Genomic DNA, 22,400 nt, shown 5'->3' with positions numbered 1-22,400 from the left:
GCGATGCTGTTCACGTTGATGGGCTATCAGAAGGTCGCAGTACGAGAGATCCTCACAACGCTCGGATATGCGAAAGAGGATTGGCACCGTCGGCAACGCCGTACAGCGTTCGCCCTTTCTTCGACGACGGGTTCGGGAAAGACAGTGATTGCGGCGGCGGCAATTGAGGCGCTTTTGCATGGGAGCGACGAGTTCGAGGTTGACTCGGACCCCTCAGCCGTCGTGCTCTGGGTATCGAAAGATCCTGCTCTCAACGAACAGACGAAGAGCCGATTCCGCCAGTGCGCGGACAAGATCCCTTCGAGTGATCTCGTCCTGCTCGACAAAAACTACTCAGGGGCTGCCCTGGAGTCAGGAAAGGTGTACTTCATCAACCCCGACAAGTTGCGCGAGGGCGCCGACTTTGTCAAGCACAGCAACTTCCGCAGTGTCACGTTCTGGGAGATCGTCAAGAACACCATCGAAGACCCGACCAAGACGCTCTACATGGTTCTGGATGAAGCGCATGAAGGGATGAGGAAGCCCACCAACGCTGAGCAGACCATCGTCCAGAAGATGATCAACGGAAACGGCGTCAATCCAGCGATGCCTGTGGTGTGGGGCATCTCGGCGACAGTCAGGCGATTCGATGAAGCGATGACAAAGGCTTCTGCGTTCACCAAAGAGAAAAACATCATCATCGATCCGAAAGACGTCCAAGACTCCGGCCTCCTAAAGAACGCCATCACTCTCGACATCCCTGACGAGAAGGGCGACTTCTCCACCACGATGGTTCGGGACGCAACGCTTGACTTCGTGGACGTCAGCGACCAGTGGGCTAAGTACTGCGAGCAGCAAGCGATCGAACCGGTCGTGCCGCTGATGGTCGTTCAGATTCCCAACAAGGTGGCCGGGGACAAGGACTCAGAGAAGGGGCGGCGCGACGAAGATGCTCTGATTCACCGTTATCTCGAGACGATTCGCAAGCACTGGCCGGATATGCCGGCGGACTGTGTTGCGCACGTGCTCGGCGATCGAGGGGCCATCGAAGTTGGAGCGTACACGATCCCGAAGGTCCCACCCCAGGACGTGCAACACGATTACCACATACGAGTGCTTCTTGCTAAAGACGCGGTATCGACAGGGTGGGACTGCCCTCGAGCCGAGGTCCTCGTATCACTGCGCCCAGGTAAGAACGACACGTATGTGACTCAGCTACTGGGCCGGATGGTGCGTACACCGCTTGCACAACAGACAAGCGTCGAACGGCTCAACGAGGCATCCTGCTACCTCCCTTATTTCAATAAGGACGACGCCACCCGTATCGCCGAAGAGATTATGGGTGAGCGAGAGCCGCGAGTAGGCGAACGAGGTGCTGCCGTCGCCAAGGTGATGCTAAAGCCAGTTTCGCTGCGACGGAACCCATCCGTTCCGGATGAAGTCTTCACCTTGATCGAGGGTTTGCCCTCCTTTGCCAAGCCGGCCGCCGTGCCCCGTCCGGTCAAGCGCATCCTGAAGGCCGCACAGGCATTGGCTCAGGACGAGCTCGTCCCGGGCGCCGACAAGATCGCGCACGAAACGATGTTTGCGGTGCTGGATGGGATCGCCGCCGAGCACGAGAGCGCGATCGAGGAACAGGCGAAGCTGATCATGACCGCCGATATCCGGAGAATCGTCGTTGAGCGCGGAAAGGGGGCGACTGTCGACTTCACGGTGACCAGGGATGCCGACGGTTCCACCGTCGACGATGCGTTGCGGCATCTCAACAAGTTGATCACAAAGTCGGTAGTCAACGGTTACCTTGGTCGCAACATCACCGTTGCCATAAACGAGGCAACGGAGCGTGGAGACGGCCCGTGGGATGTCGACATCACATACATCCGCGCGAAGGTAGCGGCTCTGGCGCTGGCAGACCTCGGTGTCCAATCGGGGGTGGAAGACGCTGCCGATGCGCTGACGCGTACCTGGCTTGCGACGAAGGTCAAGGCCATCGCGGCTCTACCTGACTCTCGTCATCCAACCTACGTGGCGATCCAAGAAATGGCGCGCGAGCCCGAGCCGACCGCAATCGAAATCAAGCCAGACGATCGCGTTGACAGCGTCGATACCGAGCGAAACGCGCTGCCAATCGAGACGAAGCACCTGCTGTCGACCGCCGACGGTGACTACCCGCTCGATGCCAAGGTGGCGAAGAACCGCTGGGAGCGCGCAACACTCAGGCATGAGCAGGGGCTCGGTACGCTGAAGGGCTGGTACCGCAACCCGTCAGCCGCGGGGAAGAACTCTCTGCGCATCCCGCATAAAGCTGGCGACAGTTGGAAGTCCGTCCAGCCGGACTTCATTTTCGTGCACTTAGTCGACGGTGCACTTCTGCCGTCAATCATCGACCCGCACAGTGTCCACCAAGGCGACTCCGCGCCGAAGCTGAAGGCACTCGCCGAGTATGCCGACGAGTACGGCGAGCGGTTCGACCGGATTGTGGCGGTCGGGGTTGAAAAGGACAGCGTCCTGTATGGGATCGATATGAAGAACTCGAAGGTCCGTCGAGCCGTATATGAGTCGGCCGCTGACAGTGACTCCATGAAATACCTCTTCGAGACCCATGGCGTCAGGTTTGCGTCTATCCCCGAGAGCTTTGGCGGCTAGTCGGCGGTGCTGCTCGAAAGCGCGGTGTGGAACTCAGAGATCGACCGCTTCGTCCTCGCTCGGTGAGCCTGCCCCACGGTCTGCGAGGTTGTTCACGTGTAGCGGATCGTCGAGGTTTCGCGGCTCACGGCTCACGCATTCCCAGAGACCGTCGATGTGCTCGTGCAAGGACTCCGAAATCTGCGCCCACATCGGATCCAGCACAAAATCGATCCCTGCTCGCCGAGCGTGCTTGGCGGCCGGCACAAAGTCACTGTCACCCGCGATCATGATGATCTGGTTTACCTGCCCGTTGGCAGCCAGAGTCGCGATATCCAGCCCTAGCCGCATGTCTACGCCCTTCTGCGTGATGTCGAGCGTGAAGTCCGACTCAGTGAGGTCGGCGAGCACGATCGAGCCGGCGAGAAGCTTCTTCAGCTTGTCGTGTTTGAGCTGGTAGCCAGACTGCGTCTCGAGAAGTTCTCCCCGCCGCAAGGCAACCTTCCGGCGCTTGACTAGCGCCTTGTGGAACTCCACCATCCAGTCGTGGTCCGCGGTCTTGGCCAGGTTGACGCTCGTCCGCGTGAGCGGATGAAAAACAACCTTCTCCGACGGAGGACAGTCGTAGTAGAAGATGCGGTAGAGACGCGACTTCGCTTTTCGAGTGTGCCGCCGGCAGTACTCGAGCAGTTCGTCGGCCCTCTGCTCAGGCTCCTTGTGGCCAAACAGACGCGCAGCTCGTCGACGGTAGAAGCCGCCATCGACGAGGATCGCTGTTACCTGTTCCGCGCGCACGGGAACTGGCGCGGAATCCGTGTGGCCCGTGACCGGCGTCAGGTTCCCATTGCGCTGGCGTCCAGCTGCCATTCGGCTACTCCCTTGTACAAAAAAGACCCTTGTCATCGGCCTGCCCACAATCGGTTGGGCGGTCAACGGCAAGGGCTCGTTATGCACAACCATATACCAACAGCGATGCAAGGCGCGACGAGGTGTCGCCCGCGTCGGCGCAGAAACTGCGATGGTCGCACCATCGTGGGAAGGTGGAGACAGCCAACGGCGCAACTCTGCACGATGGCCTTGGGAGGCATCGTTGGTGAGCGGCAAACAGATACGTGTCTATCTCGTAGACGGCACGCCCGGAGGGCTTCTGACCGCGGAAATCATGAACTGGACCGGTCATGTCGTCGCCGCACCGCGGTCTGACATCGCCGACCTGCTGGCCCGTGAGGAGGTGCGCCGAACAGGCGTTTACCTCCTGTTGGGCGACGATCCTGAATCCCAGTCGCCATCAGGGAAGGCCGTCTATGTGGGGGAAGGGGACGACATTGCCGTGCGCCTACGGCAGCACGCTCGCGCTGAGCAGGCCGGCGGCAAAGACTTTTGGGATCGCGTGGTTGTCCTCACTTCGAAGGACGCGAATGTAACCAAAGCCCATGCGCGGTACCTGGAGGCCCGTCTCATCAGCGCGGCGACAACCGCCAAGCGCGCAACGGTCATGAACGGGACGGCACCGGTTCCCATTCACCTCCCAGAGGCTGACGTGTCTGACATGGAGTACTACCTGAGCCAGGTGCAGATCGTGCTCCCCGTGCTCGGTATCACCGAGTTCCGTCAGACGCGAGCGACGATCGCTCCTGACAGTGCCACGGCCGTCACGATTCCGGTGAGCGAGCGCACGTCCCCGACCTTTCGTTTCGAGGTCCCGCGTCACGGTATCGCAGCACTAGCCCAGGAGATCGACGGAGAATTCACCGTCCTGGAGGGGTCGATCGGTCGCGCGGATTGGGTTGGAACGCATCGCCATCCGGGATATCAGCAACAACACACCGCCCTCCTCAGCGAGGAGACCCTCCACCGGGAAGAAGCAGGACTCGCTCGCTTCGTCCAGGACGTGGTCTTCTCCTCTCCCTCCGCTGCGGCCGCTGTCGTGGCGGGTCGCTCCGCGAACGGCCGGACTTCCTGGATCGACACCTCCACCGGAATGAACTTTGGCGAGTGGCAGAGCCGAGGGCTTGCGGAAGAGGGGCCGGTCCCGGGCCGGGAACTCGGTTGAAACCATCGAGAACCAGTCATCACTAACGAGCACGACTTCCGCGGAATCACGCGGCAATCGAGCACCAACTGACACCCACAAACCCGTGTCACACAACTGAAAATCGTGAGGTCACGGGATCGACGCCCGTCGGAGCCACAGGGTGATCATTACAGTCACCTGAGAAACCCTCGTCTAGCTTCTACATGGCGGGGGTTTCGCTTTTCCTTGGTGAGGTTGGCTTTCTGTGCCGTTCGCGAGCGAGCGAAGTCCCGGGCGTTGAGCGAGCAAAGCGAGACGAAACGCTCCAGTCGGATGCCCTCCAGGCACCCATCGGTAGCGCTTGGGCCGGTCTGGGACCGGTCGGAGCCACAAAAGTGCGTGCGAGGGCACTCCGCGTCACACGCCGGTAGCCTCGCTCTGTGACTGACGTGACCGGCGCCCACTCGGCTCGGGCAGCGGAATACGCGGAGCTACTCGGCTCGATGGATGCCGTGCACCCCGCCGATCGCTTAGTCATCTGCGGGCAAGACGAAACCCCGGCGATGTGGCTAAGCCAGTGATCGTTCCGGGGTCTTCGTTGAAGAGCTTACGTCATGGAGGCCAAGTGTCAACGGCTCAGCTCTCGAGCACCCGCGGTCGGCGCGCGAGGACCAGGACCAGGGCCCACATCGTCACGAGCACGCCGGTCAAGATGAACCCAAGGTCGTCGATGCCGAACGATGCCAGCCAGGGGAGTGGGCCGCCGAGCCCGAGGTTGTCGACGAGGACACCCGCAAGCTGAACGATCGCTATCAGCACCGCGGCGACGACCGAGAGTACGGTCATCGCGATCGCGTACGCCGCACCGATATGGCGACGGCCGGGCTGCAGGGTGTACGCGCGACGCATCACCGCGCCCTGCGTCGTGTCGAAAGCGCTCATCCCAGCAGCGAACAACACCGGCAGAGTGAGCGCCGCCCACCACGGGACGGCCACGAGGGTGGCGGCGCCCGCGAGAGCGAGCAGCCCGATCTCGGTCGCGGTGTCGAAGCCGAGTCCGAACAGCAACCCGACGATGTACATGCGCGATGGACGATCGACTGCCTTCTCGAAAGGTCCGAGCAACCGGAGCACGGGCCCTCCCACCGCCTGGTGGCGATGGCGCAGCGAGGCGATGTTGATGGCGGCGATCGCGAGGAGGAAGACGCCTGAGACCGTGGGGCCGATGATCCCCGTCCACGTGCGCAACGCGGACGAATCGTCTGCAAGCGACGAGCCGATCGCGGCGATCCCGAGAGTGAGAAGGATGCAGAGCACCACCACGATCGTGGAATGCCCGAGCGAGAACCAGAAGCCGACCGTCGTCGCGGGGCGTCCACGTTCTGCGAGCCGCCGGGTGGTGTTGTCGATCGCCGCGATGTGGTCGGCGTCGAAGGCGTGCCGCACTCCGAGCGCGTAGGCCGTGAGCCCGACCCCCAGGGTCACGAGTGCGCCACCCCCACCACCGAGCGGAATATCGGCCGGGATCACGATCAGCACGAGGACACCCCAGCCGAGCATGTGCAGCAGCACAATCAGCGCGATGACCGCGATCGTGCCGCGCTGGGGCCCCGTCCGCGTGCCCGGTTCAGGCGATGAGGTCACTTCGGTTCCTTTCGACGACTTCGTTCGCTCGTTCGTCGACGTGCCCTGCCGTTTTCTGTCGCGCCACATCCGACCAGACATCCCACACGCGGTCAAGGCGCGAGGTATGCGTCTCGATACCCAGGTGCCGAGCGATCGCGCCGGGCTCTTCCAGCACGAGATCGCCGGGCGTGGTGTCTGGCGTGAAGCCCAGCGCGATCACCGCGTCGAGCACCCGGTGCTCACCCAGCACGCCAGGCTCGGGCGCGACGCCGTCGAGCGCCAGTTGCTCGACGAGCACGGGGCCCCCGGCATCCCGCGCAGAGAAAGAGGACTCGACGCGCCCGCCCCGCTCACCATGACGCCCGAGCACGAGCGTCTCGCGGATCACCGCCCGCGCACCCGTCTCCAACTCCAGCGACGTGCGACGCTCGACATCCGCGCCCTCGGACACGACGAAGGGAAGACCCCGCCAAAGCAGCGTGGCCCCCACCCCAACCCGCGCGGAAAGCGTCCAGGCGGATCGTTCCGCATCGGCTCGGTACGCGATCGTGCCGCCGACATCCTCGAGGTCGAGCACGCAGCCCGCGCCGACATCGACCTCGACGTGCACGCGATCGCCGCCGAGCAGAATCATGCCGGCGGACGCCAGCGCGATGTGCGCCGACCGCTCGCGGCGCGAGATCAGCCGAGGCGCGAGCGCGCCGACGCGCAGGTCGACCCGCGCTCGGGGGTCGCCTGCCGCGACGGCGATGCGGGTGGGGATCACTCGTGCGAGTGCGTCCCCGCGCCCGCGCCCGCGTGCGAGTGCTCGTCGTCGGAATAGTCGTGGGAGTGCTCGTGCTCGTCGTGCGCGTGCACGAAGCCACCCTCGGGGTGCTCTTCGTCGGCGTGGAAGTGCGGCGCCATCGGCCCCGGATCCTGCGGTACGTGATTGCCCGAACGGTGCGACGCGAGAACGCTGAGCACCCACGAACGCAAGGAAGCGATGGATGCCTCGTCGTGCTTCGAGAGCGCCAGCACCGCTCGCCCTTCGCGCGCCGCCATAGCGTCCGCCACCATCTGCGGCACGTCCACGCCGACATACGGAGCGAGGTCGGTCTTGTTGACCACCAGCAGGTCGGCGCGCCCGATGCCGGGCCCGCCCTTGCGTGCGACATCCCCCCCACCGGCCACGTCGAGCACGAAGATCTGGGCATCGACGAGCGCGGGCGAGAAGGTCGCCGTCAGGTTGTCGCCGCCCGATTCGATCAGCACGACATCGAGCGGCGAGAAGTCACGCTCGAGGTCTTCCGCCGCGAGCAGGTTGGTGGTGATGTCGTCGCGGATCGCCGTGTGCGGGCACGCCCCCGTCTCGACGGCACGGATGCGCTCGGGCTCGAGCACCCCCGCGGAGCGGAGGAAGCGGGCATCCTCGTCCGTATATATGTCGTTCGTGATGACGCCGAGGCGAAGCTCGCCGCCGAGTGCGCGGCACACCGTGGCGATGAGCGACGACTTTCCGGTGCCGACGGGGCCAGCAACGCCGAGTCGGAGGGCGCGGGTGGGCGCGGGGGAATCAGGCACGAAAGAGCCTCCTGTTGCTCTGGGCATGGACTTCGGTCCACGCCTCGGTCTGGGGAGCGCTCGACGCGGGGATCGCATCGGGCAGGGTGAGCGCCGCGAGCTGCGGCACGTAGGGGCCGATGGTGGCGCACGCATCCAACACCAGTCGCACGCCGTCCACGGGGTCGCCCGGCTCGAGCTTGAGCATGGCCGCGGCGGCACACGCCATGTCGTCGTATACCGCGAGGCGCACGAGTGCTTCGGCCGACAGGCCAGCGTGAGCCGCGATCGCCCCCAAGACGACCGGACGAGACCATCCGAAGGAGGGCGCAAAAGAGGCACCGGATGCCTCGGCCACCAGGGCCGCGATCGGCGGCGAATCGGGCCACAGGGTGCTCGCGAGCCGTAGCAGCCCGCGGCCGAGCTCGCGCACGGCCTTGCGTGCCGCAGAACTCGGGGTCCGCGCCGCCCATGCGCGCTCCACGGGGGCGTAGGGCCCTCCGGTGAGCCCGGCCGAACGCGCCACGGCGGCGGTGGCGGCATCCACCATCGTCGTCGTCCGGGCCCGAGCTCGCAGGAACGCGCCCACCTGCGCCGGTTCGAGCCCACCCTGGAGCGCGGGTTCGAGCCCCGACGAGAACGCGTAGCCCCCGGAGGGCAGGCGAGCATCGGCCAGCAGCATCGTGATGGTGTGCGCGGTGGGGTTCATAGCAAGCAACTCAGAAGAGGTTGTACAGCTGTGCGAGGGGGAGGGATGCCGCGGGCGCCGGCTCGACGCGCTCGCCATCGATCGCGATCTCGAACGTGTCGGGCTCGATGCGGATCGAGGGGAGCAGGTCGTTGTTCTTCATGTCGGCTTTGCCGATGTGCCGGGTCGGCTCGACCGCCGCCAATCGCCGCCGAAGACCGAGGGTCTCGGCCAGACCGTCGTCGAGCGCTGCCGGCGACACGTACGTGATCGAGAGGTCAGCACCGATCGTGTCACCGAACGAGGGCCGCATCATGACGGGCTGGGGCGTCGGGATCGACGCGTTCGGGTCGCCGAGCGCCGCCCACACGATGGCGCCGCCCTTCACCACAATCGCAGGGCGCACGCCGAAGAACTTCGGGTCCCAGACGGCCAGGTCGGCGACCTTCCCCACCTCCACCGACCCCACGTCATAGGCGATGCCGTGCGCGACCGCGGGGTTGACCGTGTATTTCGCGACGTACCGGCGGGCCCGCTCATTGTCGGCCGGCATCCCTCCCCCGAGCGGCCCGCGGCGGTGCTTCATGACGTGTGCAACCTGCCACGTGCGCGTGATCACCTCGCCGATCCGGCCCATCGCCTGCGCGTCCGAAGAGGTGACCGAGAGCGCGCCGATGTCGTGCAGGATGTCTTCCGCCGCAATCGTCGTTGCCCGGATGCGGGACTCGGCGAACGCCAGATCTTCGGGAACCGCGGGGTTCAGGTGATGGCAGACCATCAGCATGTCGAGGTGCTCGGCGACCGTGTTCACCGTGTGCGGCAGCGTCGGATTGGTCGAGCCGGGGATCACGTTCGGCAGCCCCGCGATCGAGAGGATGTCGGGGGCATGCCCGCCGCCCGCGCCCTCGACGTGGAACGCATGGATCGATCGGCCCGCCATGGCCGCAATCGTCGACTCGACGAACCCGGCCTCGTTGAGTGAGTCGGAGTGCAGCGCAACCTGCAGACCCCAGTCATCCGCGGCCTGCAATGACGCGCCGATCGCCGCGGGTGTCGATCCCCAGTCCTCGTGCACCTTGTACCCGGCCGCTCCGGCGAGCGCCTGCTCTCTCAGCGCCGCCACCGAGACGGTGTTGCCCTTGCCGAGCAGCAGGATGTTGATCGGCAACGGATCGAGCGCGCGATGCATGTTCGTGAGATGCCAGGCACCGGGGGTCACCGTCGTGGCTTTCGACCCCTCCGACGGCCCCGTGCCGCCCCCGACGATCGTCGTGATGCCGGTCGCGAGCGCCTCGTGGATCTGCGACTGCGACAGCAGATGCACGTGCGAGTCGATCGCCCCCGCCGTGACGATCCGGCCCTCGCCCGCGATCACGTCGGTCGAGGGCCCGATGATCATGTCGATGCCGTCGCTGATGTCGGGGTTTCCGGCATGGCCGATCCCGACGATCCTGCCGTCGCGGATGCCGATATCCGCGCGGACGATCCCCCACCAGTCCAGGATGATCGCGTTCGTGATGACGGTATCCAGGGCACCATCCGCCCGACTCACGGTCGACTGCGCCATGGACTCGCGAATCGACTTGCCCCCGCCGAATACGGCCTCCTCGCCGCCCACGGTCAGGTCTTGCTCGATCTGAATCCAGAGGTCGGTGTCGCCGAGGCGCACCTCGTCGCCGACGGTCGGCCCATAGATCGCCGCGTATCGCTGCCGATCAATCCACACCATCGAGATACCCCTCGCCCTCGGTCTTCAGCTGGATACCGGGAACACGGCGAAGACCACGGATGGCGACCGCATCCAACTCTCGCGAGGCACCCGGTTCGAATCGTTGGGACGTCCCCGAGGGGATGTCGAGGCGAAACCCGTGTGCCGCTGCCCGGTCGAACTCCAACCCGGCATTCGCGTCGGGCAGGTGCAGATGCGATCCGATCTGGATCGGTCTATCGCCCGTGTTGACGAAGACGAGACGAAGGCGCTCATCTTCGCGGCGATCGGCGTTGAGCTCGATCTGGCCCGGACGGATTCGGAAGGCCCCGGGGCCTTCACTCGACACGGATGCCACGGCATCCCCTTTCGCGCGGTTCGACTCAGTCGATCGGATGGTGGATGGTGACGAGCTTGCGTCCATCCGGGAACGTCGCCTCGACCTGCACGTCGGCGAGCATCTCGGGCACACCCGGCATGACCTCGTCGCGGGTCAACACACTTCGTCCGGCCTGCATGAGGTCAGCCACGGATCGCCCCGAGCGCGCGCCCTCGATCACCCAGCTCGAGAGCAGTGCGACGGTCTCGGGATGGTTGAGTACCACCCCGCGCTCGAGCCTGTCGCGCGCGACCATGGCGGCCACCGACAGCAGCAGCTTTTCGGTCTCGGCTGGGGTGAAGTGCATCGCATCCCTCCGGCATCAGGTTGATGTCAGAAGTGTGCCACAACGGCACCTCCCAAAGAGGCCCGAATCCTGCTCCGACTACCCGGGTTGCGCCTAGTTGCCAGTAATGACGGGCAACTAGGCGCACGCGCCCCGAGACGGTTAACAAGATCGGAACAATCGAGAAATGTCAGAGCAATGTCATGGCTCCATGCTGACAACTACCGCAGCAGTCGGCGGCCACTTCCGCAGTATCGGCACTTCCTGCTCCACGCACTGATCTGACCAGATCAGCCTGCTCCGCTCCCTTCCGGGTCAGCACCGCCCATTCAGCACCGCCATTCGGCGTGTCCGGATCCCTCGCGGAGCGACACCGCTATTCGGCGTGCCCGCGCAAACGTTCACCCGAACGCACCATCCCTGCACCACACAGAAACGGAGAGTCCCATGAGCACCATCCGAACACGACGGCTGAGGTCCACCCTCGCCATCCCCGCCATACTCGCCACCGCGGCGCTGGTTCTCGCGGGCTGCGGCTCCCGAGCCGGCGACGCCGAAACGACCGAATCGGCCGCGGCATCCGAAAGCTGCATCGACACCTCCGGCGACACGATCAAGCTCGGCTTCCTCAACTCGCTCACGGGCGGCATGGCCATCTCCGAACAGACGGTCTCAAACGTCCTGCAGATGGCCGCCGCCGAGATCAACGAGGACGGTGGCATCCTCGGAAAGCAAATCGAGTACATCCAGGAGGACGGCGCCACCGACTGGCCGACGTTCGCCGAAAAGACCGAGAAGTTGCTCACCCAGGACTGCGTCGGCGCGATCTTCGGCGGCTGGACCTCTTCTTCCCGCAAGGCCGTCAAGCCGGTCGTCGAAGAGAACAACGGCCTGTTCTTCTACCCTGTGCAGTACGAGGGCCTCGAATCGTCGCCGAATATCTACTACACAGGCGCCACGACCAACCAGCAGATCATTCCGGCCATGGACTACCTCGCCTCGCAGGGCGTGAAGACGCTGTTCCTCGCGGGATCCGACTACGTCTTCCCTCGGACCGCGAACGCGATCATCAAGCTCTACGCGGCCGAGCTCGGCATCGAAATCGTCGGCGAAGAGTACGTGCCGCTCGATCGAGACGACTGGACGACCCAGGTCGCCAAGATCGTCGAAGCCGACCCGGACTTCATTTTCAACACGATCAACGGCTCGTCCAACGTCGGCTTCATCAAGGCCTACTACGACGCCGGCCTCACTCCGGAGACAAACCCGATCATCTCGGTCTCGATCGCCGAAGAAGAAGCGCCCGCCATGGGCCGCGAGGTCACCGGCAATTACGCATCGTGGAACTACTTCCAGTCCATGGATACTCCGAACAACCCGGGCTTCATCGAGCGCTGGCAGGCCTGGCCGGGCAGCAGCGGAGTGACGAGTGACCCGATGGAGGCCGCGTACATCTCGCTGTACCTCTACAAGGCTCTCGTCGAGGCGGCCGGCTCGTTCGAGGTCGACGACATCAACGCTGCGGCGCTCGAGAACGAGATCACCGTCGATGCGCCCGAGGGTGTGGTCACGCTGAACGGTGAGAACCATCACATCTCCAAGCCCGGGAACATCGGGCGGATCAACGCCGAGAACCAGTTCGACATCGTCTGGTCGTCCGACGGATTCATCGAGCCCGATCCGTACCTCGAACAGTACGACTGGTTCCCCGCTGACGTCCGCGACGCTCTCGTAGCCGCCGCGGGCTGATCGCCCAGAGCGCGGGGCCCCGTTGCCGAAACGCAACGGGGCCCCGCGCTCCACCTCCTCCTCTAGTACCCCAACCTCGAAGAGAGGGACAGCACGTGGATGCACTCCTCCCCCCGCTTCTGAACGGCTCCGCGCAGGGTGCGCTGCTGTTGCTCGCGGCGCTCGGGCTCACCCTGACCTTCGGTCAGATGGGGGTGATCAACATGGCGCACGGCGAATTCATCATGGCCGGCGCCTTCATCGCCTATGTGACGCAGTTGGTCGTCGCCTCCACCAACATCTCGATCCTCGTCGCCCTGCCGCTCGCATTCCTCGGCGCGGGTCTCCTCGGTCTCCTCCTTGAGATCGGCATCATTCAATGGATGTATCGGCGACCACTCGACACCCTGCTCGTCACCGTCGGTGTCAGCCTGATCCTGCAGCAGGTTGCGCTGCAGGTCTTCCCGGCGCAGGGTGTCCCCGTCGTGAGCCCCGGCTGGCTCGACGGTCAGATCGACATCTTCGGCTACGGATGGCCGATGCGCCAGGTCTTCACGATCCTGCTCGCGGCCCTGTGCCTGGCTGGCCTCGCCGCCTGGCTGAAGTACTCCTCGTTCGGCCGACGGATTCGGGCCACGGTCCAGAACCGCGACCTGGCCGAGACGAGCGGTATTCCGACGCGCAACGTCGACCGCATCACCTTCTTCGTCGGTTCGGGCCTGGCCGGCGTCGCTGGCGTCGCGGCCTCCCTCATCGGCGGCACGAACTCGCAGATGGGCACGCAATACATCATCCCGGCGTTCCTCGTGGTCGTCGCCGGCGGCGTCGGCCAGATCAAGGGCACCGTGATCGCGGCCTGGGCCGTCGGCGTGGCCCTGGCCTACTTCGCCGATTGGACGACCGGCAGCATGGCGCAGGTTCTCGCCTTCGTTCTCGTCGTCGTCTTTCTGCAATTCCGCCCGCAGGGCCTGTTCACCGTACGCACCAGGGGGCTGACATGAGCGGGACGAACGCCACGGAAACCAAGACCGTCATGACCAAGATCAAGCCATGGCTGCCCCTCATCGGCATCGGGGTCTTCGCCATCCTCCTTCTCGTCGTCGCACCGGCCGTGCTGTCGATGCACTGGATCAACAACCTCGGCAAGTACGCCTGCTGGGCCATCGCGGCCGTGGGAATCGGTCTCGCGTGGGGACGCGGGGGCATGCTGGTGCTCGGCCAGGGGGTGTTCTTCGGTCTCGGTGCGTATGCCATGGCGATGCAGCTGACGCTCGAGTCCGCCGGGCCGGACAGCCTGCCGATCTTCATGATCCTGTACGACCCGGCGGCGGCACTCCCTGCGTTCTGGGAGCCGTTCCGCAGCCCCGTTTTCACCCTGATCGCCATCGTGGCGCTGCCGGTGATCGTGGCCTCGATCCTCGGCTACGCGCTGTTCAAGCGTCGCGTGAAGGGTGCGTACTTCGCCATCCTGAGTCAGGCCCTCGCCGTGGCGCTGGCCGTGCTCATCAGCTCGACGATCCGCGAGACCGGCGGGGATACCGGGCTGAGCGACTTCAAGTTCTTCTTCGGATTCGTCCTGACCGATGACGCGAACAAGCTCATGGTCTTCATGATCGCGTCGTCGCTCCTGATCCTCTGCCTGCTGGCGGTGTGGCAACTGAACCGCAGTCGCTACGGGGAGTTGCTCATCGCGACGCGGGATGCGGAAGAGCGCGTGCGCTTTCTCGGGTACGACCCCGCGAACATCAAGCTCGTCGCCTACGTGGTCGCGGCGGTGATGGCGAGCATCGCGGGGGCGATGTTCGTCCCCATCGTCGGCATCATCACACCGGCCGAGATCGGGGCATCCGCGTCCATCCTGATGATCGCGGGCGTGGCGCTCGGGGGACGCGCCTCGCTCTTCGGCCCGGCGCTCGGGGCGATGGCGATCGGCTGGGGGCAGTCGAGCCTGGGATCCAGCTGGCCGGATGGCTGGGTCTACATCCTCGGGCTGGTCTTCATCCTGGTCACCCTCTTCCTGCCCATGGGGCTGTCGTCCCTGTTCGGGAAGGCAAAGGACGCCCTCTGGCACTCTCGCTCGGCGCCAGCCGAAACCGCACCCGCCGAGGCGGCACCCGAACTCGACGAGGTGAAGAAATGACCGGAATGGATGGCTCGCTCATCGTCACCGATCTGCACGTCGAGTTCGACGGTTTCGTCGCGGTCGGCGGTGTCTCGTTCGACGCCCACCCGGGCGAAGTCCGCTTTCTCATCGGCCCGAACGGCGCCGGCAAGACCACCTGCATCGACGCCATTACCGGGCTGTCGAAGGGAACGGGGTCCGTCAAGCTGGGAGATCAGGAACTCCTCGGCCGACCCGTCAACAAGATCGTGCGACTCGGTGTCGGCCGAACCTTCCAGACCGCGAGCGTGTTCGAGCAACTCACGGTGCTGCAGAATCTCGATATCGCCGCGGGCCTGCACCGCTCTCCACTGTCACTCCTGCGAGCGCGCCACGGCATCGAGCCATCGATCGAGCAGGCGCTCGAAGAGACGGGGCTCGGCAAAGAGCGCGAGACGCCCGCCGGCATCCTCTCGCACGGCCAGAAGCAGTGGTTGGAGATCGCGATGATGCTGGTGCAGGACCCGCGGGCCCTGCTGCTCGACGAGCCCGTCGCCGGCATGAGTCAGGACGAACGCACCGCCACGGGCCGACTGCTGCAACGCATCGCCGAGCGCCGCATTGTTCTCGTCGTCGAGCACGACATGGACTTCATGCGCCGCTACGCCTCGCGCGTCACGGTGCTGCACCAGGGAAAGGTGCTCTCGGAGGGCACGGTCGCCACGGTGCAGGCCGACCCGAAGGTGCAGGAGGTCTACCTCGGCACCGCGGCTGCCCCGACCACGACCGGCATGATGGCGGTGGCCGACCCCACGATCGAGTCGGTGCACTCGACGTCGGATGCCGGCTCCCCGAAGGAAGGTGCCTGACATGCTCGAGATGAACGACATCCAGGCGGGTTACGGCCGCACTCTCGTCCTGCACGGAGTGACGCTGCCGAGCGCCGACGTCGTCGCCGTGCTCGGTCACAACGGTGCGGGCAAGTCGACGCTGCTCAGGGTGGCCATCGGGCTGATCAAGCCGCGAAGCGGCCGCGTGCTTTTCAACGGCGAAGACATCACACAGCTCTCGCCCAATAAGCGCGTCGCTCGTGGCCTTGCGTACGTGCCCCAGGGGCAACAGGCCTTTGCACAGCTCACCACGATGGAGAATCTGCAGCTCGTGGCCGATGGTCGCAAGGGCGGCAAAGCGCTGATCGAGCAGCAGCTCACGCGCTTTCCCGCGCTCGAGAAGTTCGCCACCCGCAAGGCGGGCCTGCTCTCGGGCGGTCAGCGCCAGCAGCTCGCGATCGCGCGTGCGCTCATCACCGAGCCGAAGATGCTGATCCTCGACGAGCCCACCGAGGGCATCCAGCCGACGATCGTGGCTGAAATCGAACACACCATCATGCAACTCGCCAGCGAGGGCCTGTCTGTCCTTCTTGTCGAGCAGCACATCGGTTTCGCGCTCGAGGCCGCCGACAAGTATCTGGTGCTCGCGAGCGGTTTCGCGTCGAGCACGGGCGAGGGCGGAGCATCTGCCGCCCAGGGCGTGCGCGCGGCCATGGCCATCTAGCGTCGGAGACGGATGCGGCGGCCCAGCACCTTGGTCGTTGAGCGAGCCGCAGGCGAGACGAAACGCCCCGCCTATGGGCGATCGGGAGCGCCGCAATGCGGTTGTAACACGGTGCGGCCACAATGGGCGCACGCGTGCGGCGCAGGGAGTTTCGACGATGACCAGGGCAGACAACGCACGGGCGGCGGCCGAGGACAGCCTCGAAGACTACGCCTTCCGTTATGTGCCGCGCTCGTTCCGCCGTTGGAGCGCGAGCGCCGTCGGCATCACGGCGCTCGGGTCCATCGCCTTTCTCGCGGACTTCTCGATCGGCGCCAGCATCGGCATCGAGCACGGCACCAACAACGCCGTGCTCGGCATCCTGCTCGCGTCGGTCACGATCTTCATCGTCGGGCTTCCGATCGCGTATTACGCCGCCCGCTACAACCTCGACCTCGACCTGATCGCCCGCGGGTCGGGGTTCGGCTACTACGGATCGTCGATCACCACCGTGATCTTCGCCGTCTTCACGTGCATCTTCTTCGCGCTCGAGGGCGCGATCATGGCGCAGGGGCTGCTGGTGGCCACGGGTATCCCGCTCCCGATCGGGTACCTCATCTCGACCGTCGTCGTCATCCCCATCGTCATCTATGGGATGCGAGCGCTCGAACGCCTGCAGTTCTGGACGACACCGCTCTGGCTGGCCCTGGCGCTTCTCCCGCTGCTCTGGGTACTGGTGTCGGATCCCGATGCCGTGCGCGCGTTCGTGTCGTTCACCGGCAACTCCGATGGAGACATCCATTTCGGCGCCATCGTTTCGAGCGCCGCCGTCTGCTTCGCCCTCACCCCGCAGCTGGCCGAGCAGATCGATGTCATCCGGTGGATGCCCCCGCGCACGCGCGCCAACAGCCGCACGTGGTGGACGTCACTGTTATTCGCGGGGCCGGGCTGGGTGCTCTTCAGCGGCATCAAGCAGGTGGTCGGAGTGTTCCTCGCGGTGTACCTGTTCACGCGCATCGACCCCGACCTCGGCAACCTCGCCACCGAGCCCGTCCGGCAGTTCGTCGGCCTCTACTCCTCGATCATGCCCGAGTGGCTCGCCATCGGCCTGGCCCTGATCCTGGTCGTGATCGCACAAGTCAAGATCAACGTCACGAACGCCTACTCGGGCTCGCTCGCCTGGTCGAACGTCTACACCCGCCTCACGAAGACGTATCCGGGGCGCTCGGTATTCATGTTCTTCAATCTGGCGATCGCGCTGGCGCTGATGTGGATGGATGTCTTCAGCCTCATCTCCTTCGTCCTGAGCCTCTACGCGAACGTCGTCATGGCCTGGCTCGTGACGATCGCCGCCGACATCGTGATCAACAAACACCTGCTCCGTATCTCACCGCGCTACCCGGAGTTTCGTCGCGGGATGCTGCACGACTGGAACCCGGTCGGACTCGTCTCGGTGGGACTCGCATCCCTGCTGTCGTTGTCGGCGTTCGCGGGCATCTTTGGCGCAGACATCCGACCGTATTCAGTCCTGATCGCGATCGGGGTCGCTCTCATCACGACACCGGCGATGGCGATCGCGACGCGCGGTCGGTTCTACCTCCGCAGACAGAGCGACGGCATCGCGTCGCCGATGGTCGACGCCGACGGCAACCCCTCGGGTGAACGACTTCGCTGCCACGTCACGGGCTATACGTTCGAACGCCCGGATATGCTGGTCTCGGCGGAACGCGGCCCCCACGGCGAGACACAATACGTCTCTTCGCTGGCGCTCACGTTGGACGACTCGGACAGGTATGTCCTTCCACCAGAACCGCCACCAGCGAGATCAAGAAAAGCACCGCGCAGCGCTCCCTCAGAGACCGCCGCAACGGGTTCGGCGGCGAATCGAGACGCCGAGAGGGAAAGAAGGCCGTGATGGCGGAGACGGTGGACACACCGACCGCGATCCTGGCGAGCGCCGCGGCGATGCTCCGCGAGCACCCGTTCGACGACATCTCGTACCGCTCGCTCGGCGACGCAGTGGGAGTTTCGGAGCGGACCGTCTACCGGCAGTTCCCGACCCGGTCGCACCTGCTTGAGAGCCTGGCAGCGTGGATAGAAGAGGACGAATTTCCTCTGCCTGCATTCGTCACGATCCCGCAGTTCCAGATGGCCGTGCGCGATCGCTTCGCCCAGTTCGATGCGTCACCGGCGTTCGCGTTCGTCTGCGCCCGGGCGGCGTCGATCTCGCCGACGGGCGAGTCGGAACCGACCTTCCTCACCCGCACTGTTGAGGCCGTGCTGCAAACGAGCCACCCGACCCTGAACACCCGCGACCTCAGACGCGCCGCGGCGACACTCCGGTACTTTTCGTCAGCGCAGTTCTGGGCGCGCATGCGGACCGGTTTCGATATGAGCGCGCACGATATCGCGGATGTCTTCGACCGCACCGCGGCCGTGACCCTCGAACGCCTGCCCCCGGGCAGCCGGGCGGTCGGCCTCACTGTCACGACCGACCCGAAGAGCTCCGCGTGAATGCCGCCGATGGTGACGAAGACACCACCTCGGCCGCGGATCTCAACCGCACACAGGAAGCCATCCTCGCCGCTTACGCCGAACTGATAGAAGAGCTCGGCACCGACGACGTCTCGTTTCGCCTCATCGCGCGTCGCGCGGGTGTTGGCGAGCGGACCGTGTTCCGCAACTACGCGACCCGCGTCGATTTGCTGCTCGCGACCGCCGCGTGGATCGAGCGGAGCATCTTCATCCGTAAAGATTCTCCGTCGGTCTTCGATACGCCCCTGTCGATCCGCGAGGCCATGGACGCGTACGACCGGCGCCCCGAGCTGGCACACGTCGTGGCCGAGACGACGATGCGGGGAGTGAACGGGACGGCCCCTACCCCTCGCCGGGAACGGCTCGAACAACTGCTCCGCGCCGAGGTTCCCTCGTTGGATGACACCGACCGCCGATCCATCGTCGCGGCGCTCTCGCACATCGATTCCGCGGCGACGTGGGTCACGCTCCGCCGCGAACTCGGGATGGACCGGCGCGGCATCGCGGATGCCGCCGCGTGGGCAGCGGAGGCCGTACTCGACCCGATCCGCGGTCGCGTCGGCTGACGTTCCACGCCGGCAGTTGCTCAGCGCGCGGCGACGGGAAAGTCCGGGTAGACACTCCAGCCCGCTTCGCGCTCCAACGCGGCGGCGAGCCCGAGCGCCGACAACCGCGCGTGGTCGAGCCCGAGCGGCGAACGCACATCGATCGCGAGGGGCGGCGGCTCGCCGAACTTCGGAATGTCGACCTCGGCCCACGCTCCCCCGTCGAGCTCGATGCGGGGCCGCGCGGAACCCGCGGCGAGCACCGGGCTGTCGGCGGACAACGAGATCACGCCCAGCGCGTCGATCTTGTTGAGCGCCACCTGCACCACGAGCGTCGCCACGGCGCCAAGCGTCGGGTCCACGGCCTCGGAGGGAGTCATCGAGACCGAGCGTATCCCGGCTCCCGCGATGCCGGGATCGATCGGAACAGATCGGATTCCCGCCGCATCGATCCTCGAGACCGTGTCGGCCGGCAGGACATCCCAGCCGGCTTGATCGACCCCGGTCGTCGCGACGACGAACGCTCCGGATGCCCCGCGCACAACGCGCAACGCGTTGTAGTCCGGTCCGTGCCCCGGCGGCAGGGCCCGGGGCGTGAAGCCGCGCTCCGCAAACGCAGCCGAGGGCGTGGCCGCGCGGCCCGCCGAGTGCACCACGTAGAGACCGGACGCGTCGAGCAGGAAGGCGTTCAGGCACGCGTCGGGGTACACGGCCCGCACCTCGTTCACGGCCGCGGCGATCGCCGCAAGACGCTCCGGCTCAGCCGGGCCTGCAGCGCGGAGGTGCCGCCGGACCACTCCGAAGTAGACCTCGCTATCGGTCGTGCCAACGAGCTCTGCAACATCGGCGGGCGCCAGCAGGTGCAGCGAAAGGTCACGAGGCGCGAGCAACCCGTTGTGCTGGAACGCGAGCCCATCTCGCACGAAGGGTTGTGTGTTCTCGGGCAGGGCGGGCGACCCCTTGCTTGCGAAACGCAGGTACAGCAGCCGCGCGGTGCTGGACTCGGCTCCGTCGAGATCCGACGGGACGAAGGGCTGGACTCCTCCCTCTCCCGCGAGGTCGCCGGACGGACCGATCCACGCGGACCCCCACCCGTCCGCGTGCAGCCGCGCCAGGTCGGCGAAGGACTCGAACAGCTCGTCACCCCAGGCCTCGCGCGGGGTGAGCGTGCGATCGGCGACGTGCGCCAGCATCCGGGACATCCTGCGATCCTCTTCTTCAGACGTGCGCGGGGTGCGCGGCGTGGTGGCAGCAGGCCGGTGGCCCCATCGCGCGCAGCTTCTCGAATGATGCGTGATCGACCTGACCGGATGCCTCGACGAACTCGGTCACGTCGATCCGCTGCCCGCCGAGCCAGGTGCCGTGCACGCGGATCTCAGCGATCCTCTCGGGCGCGACGGCGTAGGGGTCAGCCGAGAGCTCGACGAAGTCGGCGAGCTTGCCGGGCTCGATCGATCCGACGTCACCGTCCGTGCCGAGCGCGTATGCGGCGTTGATCGTCTGCGCGCAGAGCGCCTCCCACAACGTCGCGGCTTGATCCGCTCCGTGCACAGCCCCCGAGCTCGTGCGCCGCGTGACCGCGGTCTGCACGTTGAGCAGGGGCGTCGGCGGTGAGACGCTGCCGTCGTTGTGGAATGACGGATGCACGCCCGCGTCGAATGCGTCGCGGAAGCGCTGCCAGCCGGCGCCCGTCTCGGTCGAGAACAGCTCGCCGTCGAGCAGGTCGCCCCAGTAGTAGTACTGGAAGGGGCCCATCGACGCGACGACGCCGAGGCTCGCGGCCCGGCGGAACTGCGCACCGCGAGCCCCGCCGACGTGCTCGACGCGCCAGCGATGATCGGTGCCGAGCAGCTGGTGTTTGTCGAGCGCGCGGCCGAAGGCGTCGAGGACGATGTCGAGACCGATGTCGCCGTTGACGTGGAAGGCCATCTGCCAACCTTCGGGCGCGTGCTCGTCGAGCAGCGCGTCGAGGCGTTCGCGCGGGTAGTTCATCATCTTCTCGCCCGCGACGCCCGGGGCGATTCCGGCCGCTCGGGTCGATGGAGAGTCGAGGTACGGCTCCGACATCGCGACGTTGCCGACCCAGGGCGAACCATCCGCCCAGAGCTTGATTCCGCGCTTGTGCAGCATCGTCGCGGGCACGTCGGAAACAAAGGGTTCGCCACAGTCGGCCTCGGTGGACATGTGGTACAAAGCGACCCGCAGCGGCGAACTCGGCAGAGCCGCGAGAGCCTCGTACGCGGGCTTGAGGCTCGTCTGATACGTGTGCTCGGACGTCGAGGTGATGCCCGCGCGCGACATGTAGGCGTAGTACTCGACAGCGCCCTGCAACGGTTTGCCCGGCAGGGCGGCGAGCACCGGATGCGCCAGGGTCAGGCATGCCGGGACCTCGGTGGCCGAGCCATCCAGGCTGCCATCGGGGAGGCGCCCGTAGCGGCCTCCGGGCGGGTCTGTGGGCGGGTGGTCGATCCAGTCGAGGGCGCGCAGCACAGCGGAGGTCACGTAGGCCGTGTGTCCCGAGTTCCCGAAGACGAGCACGAGCCGGTCGCCGAAGATGGCATCGAGGGATGCCGCGGTCGGCGCTTCGTGGTTCTGCAGGAGCCCGTCGTATCCGAAGAACGACAGTGCGGTGCCCGCCGGCGTCCCGTCGATGGCCCGCTGAAAGATCTCGAGCACCGCGTCCCAGGTCGGCGCAACCCATGGCGCTATGTAGTACCCGGGCGGCATCGTGGCCATGCCGCTCAGCACCGGGTGCGAGTGGGAGTCGATGAAGCCGGGCATCAGGACGGCGGCGCCCGAGTCGCGGACCTCGGCATCGGGCAGGGCCGCCTCGCATTCGTCGAGCGAGCCGACCGCGACGATCCGTTCGCCCGAGACCGCGACGGCTTCGGCGCGCGGCTTCTTCGGATCCATGGTGAGGACCGAACCGGCCGTGAGTACGTAATCCGTCATCTCGACTCCTCCAGGGTGAGCCAACGAGCCTTTCGGACCGCCGCAGGATCATCATGGCTCACGGCGGACCCGGAGGACAGTTTGGTCCTCAGTTTCGCGACACGGTGAACGATCGGTGAACCGAAGCTTCCTATTCACCTTTGTCTATGGGTAAAGTAG

21 protein-coding genes are annotated in these 22,400 nt (G+C 65.8%); 11 read left to right on the top strand and 10 right to left on the bottom strand.

The window, feature by feature from the left end; genetic code table 11:
• Positions 1–3: 3 nt before the first annotated feature.
• Entirely contained in the window at positions 4–2,625 is a 2,622-nt protein-coding gene (locus tag ACXZ1E_RS09820) for a DEAD/DEAH box helicase family protein (protein ID WP_458040342.1), read from the top strand.
• Positions 2,626–2,658: 33 nt separating this feature from the next.
• Here the strand turns inward: ACXZ1E_RS09820 and ACXZ1E_RS09815 are convergent, their stop codons facing one another.
• On the bottom strand, positions 2,659–3,558 hold the full coding sequence (locus tag ACXZ1E_RS09815) for an NYN domain-containing protein (protein WP_458040341.1): 900 nt from the start codon (positions 3,556–3,558) through the stop codon (positions 2,659–2,661).
• A 139-nt stretch (positions 3,559–3,697) separates the two neighbouring features.
• Here ACXZ1E_RS09815 and ACXZ1E_RS09810 point away from each other — a divergent pair, with 139 nt between their 5' ends.
• On the top strand, positions 3,698–4,657 hold the full coding sequence (locus ACXZ1E_RS09810; RefSeq protein ID WP_458040340.1) for a GIY-YIG nuclease family protein: 960 nt from the start codon (positions 3,698–3,700) through the stop codon (positions 4,655–4,657).
• Positions 4,658–5,058: 401 nt separating this feature from the next.
• Positions 5,059–5,199, top strand: coding sequence for a hypothetical protein (locus ACXZ1E_RS09805; protein ID WP_458040339.1), 141 nt, complete (start codon positions 5,059–5,061; stop codon positions 5,197–5,199).
• Positions 5,200–5,254: 55 nt separating this feature from the next.
• On the opposite strand, the gene ACXZ1E_RS09800 is transcribed toward ACXZ1E_RS09805, so the two are convergent.
• The 7 genes from ACXZ1E_RS09800 to ACXZ1E_RS09770 are packed head-to-tail and all read right to left on the bottom strand — an operon-like array spanning position 5,255 to position 10,868.
• Positions 5,255–6,262: a HoxN/HupN/NixA family nickel/cobalt transporter gene (locus tag ACXZ1E_RS09800; protein ID WP_458040338.1), complete on the bottom strand. Its 1,008-nt coding sequence runs from the start codon at positions 6,260–6,262 to the stop codon at positions 5,255–5,257.
• The gene (locus ACXZ1E_RS09795) at positions 6,246–7,010 is read right to left on the bottom strand and encodes an urease accessory protein UreD (protein ID WP_458040337.1); all 765 of its coding nucleotides are present in this window, start codon (positions 7,008–7,010) and stop codon (positions 6,246–6,248) included. The genes ACXZ1E_RS09800 and ACXZ1E_RS09795 overlap by 17 nt, the downstream gene beginning before the upstream one ends.
• On the bottom strand, positions 7,007–7,807 hold the full coding sequence (ureG, locus tag ACXZ1E_RS09790; RefSeq protein WP_458040336.1) for an urease accessory protein UreG: 801 nt from the start codon (positions 7,805–7,807) through the stop codon (positions 7,007–7,009). The genes ACXZ1E_RS09795 and ureG overlap by 4 nt, the downstream gene beginning before the upstream one ends.
• Positions 7,800–8,495, bottom strand: coding sequence for an urease accessory protein UreF (locus ACXZ1E_RS09785; RefSeq protein WP_458040335.1), 696 nt, complete (start codon positions 8,493–8,495; stop codon positions 7,800–7,802). The genes ureG and ACXZ1E_RS09785 overlap by 8 nt, the downstream gene beginning before the upstream one ends.
• Before the next feature lie 10 nt (positions 8,496–8,505).
• Positions 8,506–10,203, bottom strand: a complete 1,698-nt coding sequence (locus ACXZ1E_RS09780) for an urease subunit alpha (RefSeq protein WP_458040334.1) — start codon at positions 10,201–10,203, stop codon at positions 8,506–8,508.
• On the bottom strand, positions 10,190–10,540 hold the full coding sequence (gene ureB, locus ACXZ1E_RS09775; protein ID WP_458040333.1) for an urease subunit beta: 351 nt from the start codon (positions 10,538–10,540) through the stop codon (positions 10,190–10,192). The genes ACXZ1E_RS09780 and ureB overlap by 14 nt, the downstream gene beginning before the upstream one ends.
• Before the next feature lie 25 nt (positions 10,541–10,565).
• A complete protein-coding gene (locus tag ACXZ1E_RS09770) occupies positions 10,566–10,868 on the bottom strand; it encodes an urease subunit gamma (protein ID WP_458040332.1) in 303 nt (100 codons plus the stop codon).
• A 426-nt stretch (positions 10,869–11,294) separates the two neighbouring features.
• On the opposite strand from ACXZ1E_RS09770, the gene urtA reads away from it, so the two are divergent.
• From urtA to ACXZ1E_RS09730, 8 genes are all read left to right on the top strand, one after another.
• Complete coding sequence (gene urtA, locus ACXZ1E_RS09765; protein ID WP_458040331.1) at positions 11,295–12,596, top strand: urea ABC transporter substrate-binding protein; 1,302 nt, start codon at positions 11,295–11,297, stop codon at positions 12,594–12,596.
• A gap of 95 nt (positions 12,597–12,691) precedes the next feature.
• Positions 12,692–13,576 carry an urea ABC transporter permease subunit UrtB gene (gene urtB, locus ACXZ1E_RS09760; protein WP_458040330.1) on the top strand — a complete coding sequence of 295 codons (885 nt, stop codon included), beginning with the start codon at positions 12,692–12,694 and terminating at the stop codon, positions 13,574–13,576.
• Complete coding sequence (gene urtC / locus ACXZ1E_RS09755; protein ID WP_458040329.1) at positions 13,573–14,715, top strand: urea ABC transporter permease subunit UrtC; 1,143 nt, start codon at positions 13,573–13,575, stop codon at positions 14,713–14,715. The genes urtB and urtC overlap by 4 nt, the downstream gene beginning before the upstream one ends.
• On the top strand, positions 14,712–15,545 hold the full coding sequence (gene urtD / locus ACXZ1E_RS09750) for an urea ABC transporter ATP-binding protein UrtD (RefSeq protein WP_458040328.1): 834 nt from the start codon (positions 14,712–14,714) through the stop codon (positions 15,543–15,545). Before urtC ends, urtD begins: the two co-directional genes overlap by 4 nt.
• A 1-nt stretch (position 15,546) precedes the next feature.
• Positions 15,547–16,230, top strand: a complete 684-nt coding sequence (locus tag ACXZ1E_RS09745) for an ATP-binding cassette domain-containing protein (protein ID WP_458040327.1) — start codon at positions 15,547–15,549, stop codon at positions 16,228–16,230.
• Between the two features lie 157 nt (positions 16,231–16,387).
• A complete protein-coding gene (locus ACXZ1E_RS09740; RefSeq protein ID WP_458040326.1) occupies positions 16,388–18,124 on the top strand; it encodes a purine-cytosine permease family protein in 1,737 nt (578 codons plus the stop codon).
• Positions 18,124–18,723: a TetR/AcrR family transcriptional regulator gene (locus ACXZ1E_RS09735; RefSeq protein ID WP_458040325.1), complete on the top strand. Its 600-nt coding sequence runs from the start codon at positions 18,124–18,126 to the stop codon at positions 18,721–18,723. The genes ACXZ1E_RS09740 and ACXZ1E_RS09735 overlap by 1 nt, the downstream gene beginning before the upstream one ends.
• Positions 18,720–19,310, top strand: coding sequence for a TetR/AcrR family transcriptional regulator (locus ACXZ1E_RS09730; protein WP_458040324.1), 591 nt, complete (start codon positions 18,720–18,722; stop codon positions 19,308–19,310). The genes ACXZ1E_RS09735 and ACXZ1E_RS09730 overlap by 4 nt, the downstream gene beginning before the upstream one ends.
• Positions 19,311–19,330: 20 nt before the next feature.
• Here ACXZ1E_RS09730 and ACXZ1E_RS09725 read toward each other — a convergent pair whose 3' ends face one another.
• Together ACXZ1E_RS09725 and ACXZ1E_RS09720 are read right to left on the bottom strand one after the other, a co-directional pair.
• A complete protein-coding gene (locus tag ACXZ1E_RS09725; protein ID WP_458040323.1) occupies positions 19,331–20,491 on the bottom strand; it encodes a class II glutamine amidotransferase in 1,161 nt (386 codons plus the stop codon).
• A 16-nt stretch (positions 20,492–20,507) separates the two neighbouring features.
• Positions 20,508–22,241: an amidohydrolase gene (locus tag ACXZ1E_RS09720; protein ID WP_458040322.1), complete on the bottom strand. Its 1,734-nt coding sequence runs from the start codon at positions 22,239–22,241 to the stop codon at positions 20,508–20,510.
• Positions 22,242–22,400 lie beyond the last annotated feature (159 nt).

The organism is Pacificispira sp. HM-600, from assembly GCF_977993705.1.
The sequence above is the reverse complement of the archived record's forward strand: the minus strand, read 5'-3'. Positions and strand labels throughout refer to the sequence as shown.